The following is a 12,485-nucleotide window of genomic DNA, read 5'->3' on the forward strand; positions in this document are numbered from 1 at the left end:
CCCCGCCCGCGCCCCCCCCCCCCAGCCCACACACTCCCCACCCCCCCCCCCCCCAAGTTCTCGTGCAGCTCCCCCCGGCCGCGCGCGGGCCCCCCCCCCCGCCCGCCCCCCCCGCTCAGAGCGTTCCTCACCGGCCGGGGTGTCACACCCCGGAGGAGAGGGCCGCCTTGTCGTCGGAGTCGCCGGAGCCCTCTCCCGCGGCCGCGAGGGCGCGGTTGCGGCGGACGGACGACCAGAACGACCAGGCGATCAGGACCACACCGATCAGGCCGGTGATGACCTCGTTGATCTCGTACTGGATGGTGACCATGAGGATCACGGCCAGCGCGCCGATCGCGTAGTGGGCGCCGTGCTCCAGGTAGACGTAGTCGTCGAGGGTGCCCTGGCGGACCAGGTAGACCGTCAGCGACCGCACGTACATCGCGCCGATACCGAGGCCCAGGGCCATCATCACGATGTCGTTGGTGATGGCGAAGGCGCCGATCACACCGTCGAAGGAGAAGGACGCGTCCAGGACCTCCAGGTAGAGGAACATGAAGAACGCGGCCTGGCCGGCCAGCAGCACCGCCGACTTCTGCTTGCCGGTGCGGGCGGCCTCTTCCTCCTCCTCGTGCTCGCGCTCCTCCTCTTCCTCCAGCTTGTCCTCGAAGTAGCCGGAGAGACCGCCGACGATCATGTACGTGATCAGGCCGGCGATGCCGGAGATCAGGACCGTCTGCGCCTTGTCGACGTGCACGCCGCCGTGCTGGTGGGCGTGGGTGGCGAAGGTGAAGGAGGTGATCAGCAGGACGATCAGGGCGATGCAGACCGACAGCATGTCGACCTTGCCGAGCTTGGCCAGGGGCCGCTCGATCCAGCGCAGCCACTGGATGTCCCGGTCCTCGAAGATGAAGTCGAGGAAGATCATCAGCAGGAACATTCCGCCGAACGCGGCGATCGCCGGGTGGGCGTCGGTGACCAGCTGCTGGTAGCGGTCCTTGTCGGTCAGGGCGAGGTGGACCGCGTCGTACGGGTTGAGCTTGGCGGTGATCGCGACGATGACGACCGGGAAGACCAGCCGCATGCCGAAGACCGCGATGAGAACGCCGACCGTGAGGAAGATCTTCTGCCAGAAGGCGTTCATCTTCTTCAGGATGCCGGCGTTGACCACCGCGTTGTCGAAGGACAGCGAGATCTCCAGGACGGCCAGGATCGCGACGACCCCGAAGGCCTCCCACCCCCCGTAGAAGACCGCGGCGACCAGGCCGAGCGCGGTGACCGCGAACGACCAGCCGAAGGTTTTCAGAAGCACTGGCTACCCAATCGTGTGCGTACGGGGCTCCCCCGCGCCGTACTCGGCTTTGCTAAACGTTGACCTGAGTCTAGAGGGGCACCCTACCCGTGACAGTGACCAGGGCAACCCTCACGGAAAAGCCACAGCACGCGACCGGACCGGGACCGGCCGGCTACGAGACGTTCACACCGAAGTCGAGAGCGATGCCCCGCAGGCCCGACGCGTACCCCTGGCCGACCGCGCGGAACTTCCATTCGCCCTGGTAGCGGTAGAGCTCGCCGAAGATCATGGCGGTCTCGGTGGAGGCGTCCTCACTGAGGTCGTACCGCGCCAGCTCCTGCCCGTCCGCCTGGTTCACCACGCGGATGAAGGCGTTGGAAACCTGGCCGAACGTCTGGCCCCGCTCCTCCGCCATGTGGATGGAGACCGGGAAGACGATCTTCTCGCAGTGCGGGGGCACCTTGGCCAGGTCGACCAGGATGGACTCGTCGTCGCCCTCGCCCTCACCGGTGAGGTTGTCACCGGTGTGCTCCACCGAGCCCTCGGGGCTCTTCAGCTGGTTGTAGAACACGAACCACTCGTCGCCGAGCACCCGGTTGTCCGCGCCGCACAGCAGCGCGCTGGCGTCCAGGTCGAAGGGTGCGCCGGTGGTGGAGCGCGCGTCCCAGCCGAGTCCGATCATGACGTTGGTGAGGTTCGGTGCGGCCTTGGAGAGGGAGACATTGCCCCCCTTGGCGAGCGTGACGCCCATGCTGTTGGTCCTCCCCTGCTGCTGCTTGTCTGGTTGTCCTGCACGTCCGGCGCCGACCGTAAACGGTGCGGCGCCGGATCGGGAGCGGCTCTGCGTCAGACGTTGACGCCGAAGTCCTGGGCGATGCCGCGCAGCCCGGAGGCGTAGCCCTGGCCGATGGCGCGGAACTTCCACTCCGAGCCGTGCCGGTACAGCTCGCCGAAGACCATGGCGGTCTCGGTGGAGGCGTCCTCGCTGAGGTCGTACCGGGCGATCTCCTGCTGGTTGGCCTGGTTCACGACGCGGATGAAGGCGTTGCGGACCTGGCCGAAAGACTGCTGGCGGTTCTCGGCGTCGTAGATCGACACCGGGAAGACGATCTTGTCGACGTCGGCCGGGACACCGGCCAGGTTGACCTTGATCATCTCGTCGTCGCCCTCGCCCTCACCGGTGAGGTTGTCACCGGTGTGCTCCACCGAGCCGTCGGGGCTCTTGAGGTTGTTGAAGAAGACGAAGTGCTGGTCGCTGATGACCTTGCCGGAGGTGTTCAGCAGCAGCGCGCTCGCGTCGAGGTCGAAGTCGGCGCCGGTCGTGGTGCGCACGTCCCAGCCCAGACCGACGTTGACCGCGGTCAGGCCCGGGGCCTCCTTCGTCAGCGATACGTTGCCGCCCTTGCTGAGGCTGACTCCCACGAGTCCTCCATGTGGTGTCCAGGGGCGGGGAGCCCCGTCGTGCTTCGGATATGGGATCAACGTGCCGATCCTAGTGACGGGTTCCCGCCCCCCGCAGACCCTGGACCCCGACTTTCGAAGGTGTCGGACCGGGGGTCCGCCGGATCAGAGGGTGTCGAGCGCCTTCACGTAGTCGTTCAGGTCACGGGCGTCCGGCAGGCCGTTGACCACGGTCCACCGCACGACGCCCTCCTTGTCGATGATGAAGGTGCCCCGGACGGCACAGCCCTTGTCCTCGTCGAAGACGCCGTAGGCGCGCGAGACGTTGCCGTGCGGCCAGAAGTCGCTCAGCAGCGGGTACTCCAGGCCCTCCTGCTCGGCGAAGACGCGCAGGGTGTGGATGGAGTCGTTGGAGACGGCGAGCACCTGGGTGTCGCGGTCGGAGAACTTCGGGAGGTTGTCACGCAGCTCGCACAGCTCACCGGTGCACACACCGGTGAAGGCGAACGGGTAGAAGAGCAGGACGACGTTCTTCTCGCCACGCAGCTCCGAGAGCTTCACGGTGCGGCCGTGGTTGTCCTTGAGCTCGAAATCGGGCGCCTTGTCGCCGACCTGGATCGCCATCGTCGTACATCCCTTCGGTGAGCTGTTCGGGTGAGCACAGCGGACGCTCGGGTCCACCCTACGCAGCGATCACCGGGGGCTCCGGACGGGCCGGGGCGAGATCCGGCCCGTCCGGGGTGACCTCAGGTCACTTCTTGGACTTGGTCGCCTTCGGCGTCGCGAGTCGCGAGCCGCTCCAGTCCTTGCCCACACTGACGCTCTTGGCCGCCGTCAGGCCGGCCGTCGAGGCGGCGTCCTGGATGTCGCTCGGCTCCACATACCCCGATCGGCCGGTCTTCGGCGTCAGGAGCAGGATGGCGCCGCCTTCTTCGATGTACGTGGTGGCATCCACCAGCGCATCCGTCAGGTCGCCGTCGTCGTCACGGAACCACAGCACAACGGCGTCGGCCACGTCGTCGTAGTCCTCGTCCATCAGGTCGCCCTGAATGGCTTCCTCAATGGCCTTGCGGAACTCCTGATCGACGTCGTCGTCGTAGCCGAGCTCCTGGACCACCTGCTCGGGCTGGAACCCCAGCCTGGCGGCAGGGTTCGTCCGCTCCTCCGCGTGGTCCGCGGTCGCGCTCACGGGTTGCCTCCTGATCATGTCTTGGGAATAACTCAGCCACGCGCGTGCGCGAAGCATTGGCCGTAGTCCACACGGGCGGGACGGATCGCGCAAGTACCCGGCCGACGGGACCGCCGAAACGGTGACGATCCGGGCCGTGTCGACGCAACCTCTGGCAGCGTATCCCGCCTCCACGTGAGCCACACCACACCGATGTGCCCGGTTTGCGAGGTTCGGAACCATCCATCGGCGCCCCCCTCGAACAACTTTGCCGATCACATCACACCCCGGGCGTATCGTTGCGTTTTGACCGGTGGAGATGACGTACGCCTCCCCGAGGTACACGATGGGGACGGTGCAGGCACGAGTGACATATCGGCCCTCTGACAGGTAAGGAACAGCGTGGCTTCCGGATCCGATCGCAACCCGATCATCATTGGCGGCCTTCCGAGTCAGGTTCCTGACTTCGATCCCGAGGAAACCCAGGAGTGGCTCGACTCCCTCGACGCCGCGGTGGACGAGCGCGGCCGGGCGCGGGCCCGTTACCTCATGCTCCGGCTGATCGAGCGGGCCCGCGAGAAGCGCGTGGCCGTGCCGGAGATGCGCAGCACGGACTACGTCAACACGATCGCCACCAAGGACGAGCCGTTCTTCCCGGGCAACGAGGAGATCGAGCGCAAGATCCTCAACGCGACCCGCTGGAACGCGGCCGTGATGGTCTCCCGCGCCCAGCGCCCCGGCATCGGCGTCGGCGGCCACATCGCCACCTTCGCCTCCTCCGCCTCGCTCTACGACGTCGGCTTCAACCACTTCTTCCGCGGCAAGGACGACGGCTGCGGCGGCGACCAGATCTTCTTCCAGGGCCACGCCTCCCCGGGCATCTACGCGCGCGCGTACCTGCTCGACCGGCTCAGCGAGCGGCAGCTCGACGGCTTCCGGCAGGAGAAGTCGAAGTACCCGGACGGCCTGTCCAGCTACCCGCACCCGCGCTCGATGCCGGACTTCTGGGAGTTCCCGACGGTCTCCATGGGCCTCGGCCCGCTCGGCGCGATCTACCAGGCGCGGATGAACCGCTATATGCACGCGCGCGGGATCGCGGACACCTCCGCGTCGCACGTGTGGGCGTTCCTCGGCGACGGCGAGATGGACGAGCCGGAGTCGCTCGGCCAGCTGTCCATCGCCGCCCGGGAGGGGCTGGACAACCTGACCTTCGTGGTCAACTGCAACCTCCAGCGGCTGGACGGCCCGGTGCGCGGCAACGGCAAGATCATCCAGGAGCTGGAGTCGGTCTTCCGCGGCGCCGGCTGGAACGTGATCAAGCTGATCTGGGACCGCACCTGGGACCCGCTGCTCGCGCAGGACCGCGACGGGGTGCTGGTCAACCGGATGAACACGACCCCGGACGGCCAGTTCCAGACGTACGCCACCGAGTCCGGCGCGTACATCCGCGACCACTTCTTCGGTGACGACCTGCGGCTGCGCGCCATGGTCGAGAACATGACCGACCACCAGATCCTGATGCTGGGCCGCGGCGGTCACGACCACCGCAAGATCTACGCGGCGTACAAGGCGGCCCTGGAGCACCAGGGCCAGCCGACGGTCATCCTCGCCAAGACGGTCAAGGGCTGGACGCTGGGTCCGAACTTCGAGGGCCGCAACGCGACCCACCAGATGAAGAAGCTGACGGTCGACGACCTCAAGCGCTTCCGTGACCGGCTGCACCTGCCGATCTCCGACAAGGAGCTGGAGTCCGGCCCGCCGCCGTACTACCACCCGGGCCGGGACTCGGAGGAGATCCAGTACATGCACGACCGCCGCCGGGAGTGCGGCGGCTATGTGCCGACCCGGGTCGTCCGCTCCAAGCCGCTCCCGCTGCCGGACGACAAGGCGTACGCGACCGTGAAGAAGGGCACGGGCCAGCAGTCCATCGCGACGACCATGGCCTTTGTGCGCCTGCTCAAGGACCTCATGCGGGACAAGGAGATCGGCAAGCGGTTCGTGCTGATCGCGCCGGACGAGTACCGCACGTTCGGCATGGACTCCTTCTTCCCGAGCGCGAAGATCTACAACCCGCTGGGCCAGCAGTACGAGTCGGTGGACCGCGAGCTGCTGCTCGCCTACAAGGAGTCCCCGACCGGCCAGATGCTGCACGACGGCATCTCCGAGGCGGGCTGCACGGCCTCCCTGATCGCGGCGGGCTCGGCCTACGCCACGCACGGCGAGCCGCTCATCCCGGTCTACGTCTTCTACTCGATGTTCGGCTTCCAGCGCACCGGCGACCAGTTCTGGCAGATGGCCGACCAGCTGGCGCGCGGCTTCGTCCTGGGCGCGACCGCCGGCCGTACGACACTGACCGGTGAGGGCCTCCAGCACGCGGACGGGCACTCGCAGCTGCTCGCCTCGACCAACCCGGCGTGCGTGGCGTACGACCCGGCGTACGCCTACGAGATCGCGCACATCGTGAAGGACGGCCTGCGCCGGATGTACGGCGGCGACGAGGAGCACCCGCACGGCGAGGACGTCTTCTACTACCTGACCGTCTACAACGAGCCCATCCAGCACCCCGCCGAGCCGGCCGACGTGGACGTCGAGGGCATCATCAGGGGCGTCCACCGGATCAGCGCGGGCACGGACGGCTCGATCCCGGCGCAGATCATGGCGTCCGGTGTGGCGGTGCCGTGGGCGCTCGAGGCCCAGCGGCTGCTCGCCGAGGAGTGGAACGTCAGGGCGGACGTCTGGTCGGCTACCTCCTGGAACGAGCTGCGGCGCGAGGCCGTGGAGTGCGAGGAGCACAATCTGCTGCATCCGGAGGAGGAGCAGCGGGTGCCGTATGTGACCCGGAAGCTCAGCGGCGCCGAGGGTCCGTTCGTGGCCGTGTCCGACTGGATGCGGTCGGTTCCGGACCAGATCGCACGGTGGGTGCCGGGCACGTACCAGTCGCTCGGCGCGGACGGCTTCGGCTTCGCGGACACCCGGGGCGCGGCGCGCCGCTTCTTCCACATCGACGCCCAGTCGATCGTGGTCGCGGTGCTGACCGAGCTGGCCCGCGAGGGCAAGGTGGACCGGTCCGTGCTGAAGCAGGCCATCGACCGGTACCAGCTGCTGGACGTCTCGGCGGCGGACCCGGGAGCGGCGGGCGGCGACGCGTGACGCGGCGCTGAGCGGCGGCGATTCGGCCAAGGGCGGTGGAGTTCGATTCTCCACCGCCCTTACCTTTTCTTTACGATGCGTTCATGGAGCAACGGGCGGCAGCGGCACGGCTTTCGGCGCAGGCGCGGTGGGAGAGGCGCACCGAACGGCCCTTGCTGGCGCTCGCGGTGGCCTTCGCCGTCGCGTACGCGGTGCCGATCGTGGACGGCTCGGCGGGCTACTCGCTGACGTCTGTGTGCACGGCCGTGGAGTGGGTGGTGTGGGCGGCGTTCGCCACCGACTACCTGGTGCGGCTGGCCCTGGCCCCGCGGCGGCGGGAGTTCGTCCGGCGGCACTGGCCCGACCTGGGCGCGGTGATACTCCCGATGCTGCAACCGCTGCGGTTGCTGCGGCTGGTGGCGACGCTGCTGCTGGTGGGGCGGCGGGCGCGGATGGCTCCGCAGATCCGGCTGACGACGTATGTCGTGGGCTCGGTGATCGGGCTGCTGATGTTCGGGTCGCTGGCGGTGCTGTCGGTGGAGCGGGACTCGCCGCACGGGAACATCAAGACGCTGGGTGACGCGGTGTGGTGGTCGTTCACGACGATGACGACCGTGGGGTACGGGGACCACGCGCCGACGACGGGGCTCGGGCGGATGATCGCGGTGGGGCTGATGCTGTCCGGGATCGCGTTGCTGGGTGTGGTCACGGCGAACATCGCGGCGTGGTTCATCTCGCGGTTCGAGAAGGACGACGTGGAGGAGCGGCGCCAACGGGAGGCGCTGGCCGCGCTGACCGAGGAGGTGCGGCTGCTACGGCTGGAGGTGGCGCGGCTGAGCGCGGAGCGGAGAGAAGAACAGCGGCGCTGAGGCGCGGTAAGGGGCGCGGGCCCCGTAAGGGGCGCGGGGAACTGCGCGACCAGCCAGACACGGACCCGCACCCGGCGACGGTGAAGCACCCCACGGCGGGAGGCCGAAGCGGACGCGCCCCCGGCGACGGTGAAGCAGCCCCACGGCGGGGTGCGGTTGCTGCGGCTGGAGGTGGCGCGCTGCGGTAAGGGGCGCGGGGAACTGCGCGACCGGCCAGGCACGGACCTGCACTCGGCGACGGTGAAGCACCCCACGGCGGGAGGCCGAAGCGGACGCGCCCCCGGCGACGGTGAAGCAGCCCCACGGCGAAAACCCGAAACGGACCCGCACCCGGCGACGGCGAAGCACCCCCACGGCGACGGACCGAAACGCCCCGCACCCGGCGACGGGACACGCACCCCCCGCCAAGCCGGCGGCAGCCCAGCGCGCGCAGCCCCCTCCGCAGCGCGCGCCACGGCCCGCCGTCCTCCCATGTCCTGCGGAGGACGTGACCCACTGTGACCTGGGGCGCGCACCCAGGGCGAGCGATCTTTAGCGGAGTCACCCTGATAGGGGAACTCCGCCGCTCACTCCCCCCGCCGGAAGCACGTCAGATGTGCCCCACGCCCCCGCCGGCCTCCGCGTTCGCGCCCCGCTTGGTGAGCAGCGCGACCAGCACGGCGGACGCCGCCACCCCGGCCGCGACCAGTGCGGCCAGGCTCATACCGGAGATGAAGGTGTGATGGGCGACCTCGGCGATCTTCGCGGCGACCGGCGCCGGGGTGCCCTTGGGCACCGGGGCGACGCCCTGCTGGACGGCCTCGGCCACCTGGTCCAGCTGCCGCTGCGGCAGCTTCGGCAGGCCCGCGTCCGCCCAGTTCCCGGCGAGGGTGCTGTCGACCTTGGAGGCCATCACGGCGCCCAGCACGGCCGTACCGAGGCTGCCGCCGACCTGCATCGCCGCCTGCTGGAGGCCACCGGCGACACCGGCCAGCTCCAGGGGCGCGTTGCCGACGATGACCTCGGTGGCGCCGACCATGACCGGTGCCAGGCCCAGGCCGAGCAGCACGAACCACAGGGCCAGCGGTCCGTTGCCGGTGTTCTCCTTCAGCGTGGAGACGCCGTACATGGCGAACGCGGTGATCGCCATGCCGCCGGCCAGCGGGATCCGCGGCCCGAACCTGCTGATCATGGCTCCGGCGAGCGGCGAGCCGACGATCATCATGCCGGTCAGCGGCAGCAGGTGGAGACCCGCGTCGATCGGGCTCATGCCGTGCACGTTCTGGAGATAGAAGGTGACGAAGAACAGGCCGCCCATGAACGCGATGGCCATCAGCATCATCAGCACGACACCGGCGGACAGCGGCACCGAGCGGAACAGCGCCAACGGGATCAGCGGCTCGGACACCCGCCTCTCCCAGACGGCGAACAGCGCGAACCCGACGACCGCGACGACGATGAACAGCCAGGTCCGGCCGGCGCCCCAGCCCCAGGCCGGCGCCTTGATGAGCGCCCAGACCAGGCAGAACATGGCGCCGGAGAGCAGCGCGATGCCGGGCAGGTCGAAGGAGCGGGGAGCGTTCTCGGCGCGGTGGTCCGGCAGGATCAGCAGGCCGAGGAGGAGGGCGAGCGCGCCGATCGGCAGGTTGATGAAGAACACCGACTGCCAGCTGACGTGCTCGACGAGGACACCGCCGAGGATCGGGGCGCCCGCGGTGGACGCGCCGACCACCGATCCCCAGATGCCGATGGCCGTGTTGAGCTTCTCGGCCGGGAAGACGGCCCGCAGCAGGCCGAACGCGGCCGGCATCAGCAGCGCCCCGAACAGCCCCTGGAAGACCCGGAAGGTCACCACGGCGCCGATGCTGTCCGACAGGCCGATGGCGGCCGAGGCGGCGGCGAAACCGGCCACGCCGATCAGGAAGGTGAGCCGGTGGCCGAAGCGGTCGCCCAGCTTTCCGGCGGTGATCAGCGAGACCGCGAGCGCCAGGAAGTAGGCGTTGGTGACCCATTGCAGCTGGGCCCAGCTCGCGTCCAGATGCTTGCCGATCGCGGGGTTGGCGATGGCCACGATGGTGCCGTCGAGGGCCACCATCATGACCCCCACGGCGACGGTCATCAGGGTGAACCAGGGATGGCCGCGCAGGCCCGCGGGCGGCGCCGGCGCCGCCGGGGCTGCCGGTGCGCCCCCCGGCCCGGTCGCGTCGATGGTGGTCCGACTAGTCATACCGACGAGGTTAGTGACAGTCGCTGACAATTGACAATCGGCCTCACTAGTCGGCAACTGACACGTCGCCGCCGCATAGGCTGAGCCGGACGGACATGCACCGAGGAAGGCCAGATGGAGACCCTGCGCGAGCGAAAGAAGCGGCGGACCCGGGAGGCGCTGCTGCGAGCGGCTCTCGAACTGTTCACCACGCAGGGTTACGAGCGCACCACCGTGGACGAGATCGCCGAGGCCTGCGAGGTCTCCCAGCGGACCTTCTTCCGCTACTTCGCCGGCAAGGAGGACGCGGCCTTCGCGGTGCAGGAGATGGCGGAGGCGCGCTTCGCCGAGGCCGTCCGCGCGCGCCCGCCGCACGAGGCGCCGCTGGAGGCGCTGCGCCAGGCGGTCCTGGAGGGCTGGGACGGGATCCGGGAGACGGTCGAGTCGGCCGTACCGGTGGAGCTGTATCTGCGGATGTACCGCACGATCGACTCGACGCCCGCGCTGCTCGCCGCGCATCTGGCGCGCTCGGCGGCCACCGAGGAGACCATCGCGCGGATCCTGGCCGACCGGGAGGGCGTGGACGTGGACACCGACCCCCGGCCGCGGCTGGCGGTGGCGGTGTTCGGTGCGGTGATGAGGGTCACGGACCGGCAGTGGTGTGCCGGCGACGACTTCAGCCTGGAGTCGATCCGCGCGCTGACCTCGTCCTACCTCGATCAGGTGGGCCCGGCGCTCACCGGGAACTGGCGCGCCCCGCAGGCCGGTTGACGGCCGGTGCGGCGAAGGGGAGATCATCCGCGCGGCGGCCCGGAGATCATCGGCACGGGAATGCCCTGATCATCGGCGCGGTGGGCCTCAACTGTTCGACTCCTGCCGAAACGTGAGACCTGTCACTCGGTTACCCCGAGACCCTCTCGTTCTCCTAGTGTGTCCTCCCAGTGACTTCCTTCGACACCTCCCCGCCCCTCAACGTCTGGCGCGCCCTGCTCGCGCTGGCCGTGGTGTTCGTGATGCTCGCGACCACCGGCTGGACCGCCCTGCACAGCCACCGGAAGCCGTCCGCGCTCCAGGCCTCGCGCACCGCGTGGCAGCACGGCCGGCTGCACGGCGCCCGGCTGCCGGACCCCGAGGCCGGGCCCGCGCCGCTCGCCCGGTTCTTCTCCTCCGTCGACGCCGCGGACCGCGACCGCCTCGCCCACCGCTACCCGCTCGCGGTCGGCAACATGAACGGCGCCCCGGTGGACCTGCGCTACCGCGCCAACCGCATCGCGCTGGAGCAGGCCCGCAGGGCCGAGCAGAAGCGCATGCACGACAGCCGGCTCAGCACGGCCGGGCAGCAGGACGCGGGCCGCCGGATGCACCGCTACGAGTCCCTGCTGGAGCCCGGCCGGCACATCCTCGCCTTCGACCCCGAGGGCTCGGGCCGGGTCGCCGAGGTGTTCGGCGACCTCGACCACGCCCAGCGGATCTCGGTCGTCGTCCCCGGCGTCGACACCGACCTGCTCACCTTCCAGAAGACGTACCGCCCCTACAGCGCCCCGGTCGGCATGGCCACGGCGCTGTACGCGGCGGAGCGCGCGGCGAGCCCGTCGACGCGTACGGCCGTGATCGCCTGGGCCGACTACACCGCCCCCGACGGCCTCGGCATGGACGCGGCCACCGGGCGGCGCGCCGCCGAGGGCGCCCTGCGCCTGAACGCCCTGCTGCGCGCCCTGCCCGGCCGCGCCCCGGTGGCGATGTTCTGCCACAGCTACGGCTCGGTGGTGTGCGGGGTGGCCGCCCATGAGATGCCCGGCCGGGTGTCCGACATAGCGGTGGCCGCGAGCCCCGGCATGCGGGTCACCGGCGCCTCCCACCTGGGCACCGAGGCCCGGATCTGGGCCATGCGGGACGCCACCGACTGGATCCAGGACGTGCCGTACCTGGAGCTGGGCGGACTCGGGCACGGCGCCGACCCGGTCTCCGCCGGCTTCGGCGCCCGGGTGCTGTCCGCCCGGGACGCCCAGGGACACGCCGGCTACTTCCAGCCCGGCACCGACAGCCTGCGCAATCTCGCCGCGGTGGGGGTGGCCGCGTACCCGGCGCTGACCTGCGCACAGGACGACGACATGTGCCGGGCCGGGTTGCCCGGCACGACGACCGCCGGACGCGCGTAGAGACAGCAGGAAGTGCGGTCTGCGCGGGTGGCGACGGAGGAGCACGTGCCGCATACGATGAGCCGCATGGGTGACGTACTGGCGGGTTTTCATGCCGTCTGGGAGTTCGAGTCCGACTCCGTGCTCATCCGTTACGAACGGGGGATTCGGACTCCGAAGCTGTTCCAGGCCCTCGGGGGGCCGCGGGTGACCCGCCGCCCCGGGGGGGGTTTTTGGCACGCCCCCGGCCCTAGCCGGACACCCCGGGGGGCGCGGGGGGCGCGCCCCCGCCCCCCGGAGCGGATTGTGGGGGGCCGCCGGG

At 70.0% G+C, this 12,485-nt stretch carries 10 protein-coding genes; 4 read left to right on the forward strand and 6 right to left on the reverse strand.

Translation table 11 applies throughout. The annotated features are described in order from the left end of the window. Positions 1-142 precede the first annotated feature (142 nt). The 5 genes from ACFVIU_RS25400 to ACFVIU_RS25420 form a co-directional block, all read right to left on the reverse strand. Positions 143-1,291, reverse strand: coding sequence for a DUF475 domain-containing protein (locus tag ACFVIU_RS25400; protein WP_385845256.1), 1,149 nt, complete (start codon positions 1,289-1,291; stop codon positions 143-145). Between the two features lie 154 nt (positions 1,292-1,445). Continuing rightward, complete coding sequence (locus ACFVIU_RS25405; RefSeq protein ID WP_385845258.1) at positions 1,446-2,024, reverse strand: TerD family protein; 579 nt, start codon at positions 2,022-2,024, stop codon at positions 1,446-1,448. Between the two features lie 95 nt (positions 2,025-2,119). Next, the gene (locus tag ACFVIU_RS25410) at positions 2,120-2,695 is read right to left on the reverse strand and encodes a TerD family protein (RefSeq protein ID WP_385845259.1); all 576 of its coding nucleotides are present in this window, start codon (positions 2,693-2,695) and stop codon (positions 2,120-2,122) included. Positions 2,696-2,839: 144 nt separating this feature from the next. Beyond that, positions 2,840-3,298: a peroxiredoxin gene (locus ACFVIU_RS25415; RefSeq protein WP_385845260.1), complete on the reverse strand. Its 459-nt coding sequence runs from the start codon at positions 3,296-3,298 to the stop codon at positions 2,840-2,842. Positions 3,299-3,425: 127 nt separating this feature from the next. Next, positions 3,426-3,863 carry a DUF3052 domain-containing protein gene (locus ACFVIU_RS25420; RefSeq protein WP_385845261.1) on the reverse strand — a complete coding sequence of 146 codons (438 nt, stop codon included), beginning with the start codon at positions 3,861-3,863 and terminating at the stop codon, positions 3,426-3,428. 381 nt (positions 3,864-4,244) lie between these two features. Between ACFVIU_RS25420 and aceE the strand changes: the two genes are divergently transcribed. Both aceE and ACFVIU_RS25430 read left to right on the forward strand, forming a co-directional pair. Further along, a complete protein-coding gene (aceE, locus tag ACFVIU_RS25425) occupies positions 4,245-6,992 on the forward strand; it encodes a pyruvate dehydrogenase (acetyl-transferring), homodimeric type (RefSeq protein ID WP_385845263.1) in 2,748 nt (915 codons plus the stop codon). Positions 6,993-7,075: 83 nt separating this feature from the next. Next, complete coding sequence (locus tag ACFVIU_RS25430; RefSeq protein WP_385845264.1) at positions 7,076-7,840, forward strand: potassium channel family protein; 765 nt, start codon at positions 7,076-7,078, stop codon at positions 7,838-7,840. A gap of 589 nt (positions 7,841-8,429) precedes the next feature. On the opposite strand, the gene ACFVIU_RS25435 is transcribed toward ACFVIU_RS25430, so the two are convergent. Further along, positions 8,430-10,046: an MFS transporter gene (locus ACFVIU_RS25435; protein ID WP_385845265.1), complete on the reverse strand. Its 1,617-nt coding sequence runs from the start codon at positions 10,044-10,046 to the stop codon at positions 8,430-8,432. Between the two features lie 114 nt (positions 10,047-10,160). On the opposite strand from ACFVIU_RS25435, the gene ACFVIU_RS25440 reads away from it, so the two are divergent. Both ACFVIU_RS25440 and ACFVIU_RS25445 read left to right on the forward strand, forming a co-directional pair. Further along, complete coding sequence (locus ACFVIU_RS25440) at positions 10,161-10,796, forward strand: TetR family transcriptional regulator (RefSeq protein ID WP_385845266.1); 636 nt, start codon at positions 10,161-10,163, stop codon at positions 10,794-10,796. A gap of 170 nt (positions 10,797-10,966) precedes the next feature. Continuing rightward, positions 10,967-12,184, forward strand: a complete 1,218-nt coding sequence (locus tag ACFVIU_RS25445) for an alpha/beta hydrolase (RefSeq protein WP_385845268.1) — start codon at positions 10,967-10,969, stop codon at positions 12,182-12,184. The last annotated feature ends 301 nt before the right edge of the window (positions 12,185-12,485 follow it).

Origin of the sequence: Streptomyces sp. NPDC127190, from assembly GCF_042672505.1 — a bacterium.
Classification (GTDB): Bacteria; Actinomycetota; Actinomycetes; order Streptomycetales; family Streptomycetaceae; genus Streptomyces.

Coding starts and splice junctions, on each gene's coding strand:
- ACFVIU_RS25415 (WP_385845260.1), bottom strand. CDS start 3,298: ATGGCGATCCAGGTCGGCGACAAGGCGCCCGATTTCGAGCTCAAGGAC.
- ACFVIU_RS25430 (WP_385845264.1), top strand. CDS start 7,076: ATGGAGCAACGGGCGGCAGCGGCACGGCTTTCGGCGCAGGCGCGGTGG.
- ACFVIU_RS25435 (WP_385845265.1), bottom strand. CDS start 10,046: ATGACTAGTCGGACCACCATCGACGCGACCGGGCCGGGGGGCGCACCG.
- ACFVIU_RS25405 (WP_385845258.1), bottom strand. CDS start 2,024: ATGGGCGTCACGCTCGCCAAGGGGGGCAATGTCTCCCTCTCCAAGGCC.
- ACFVIU_RS25440 (WP_385845266.1), top strand. CDS start 10,161: ATGGAGACCCTGCGCGAGCGAAAGAAGCGGCGGACCCGGGAGGCGCTG.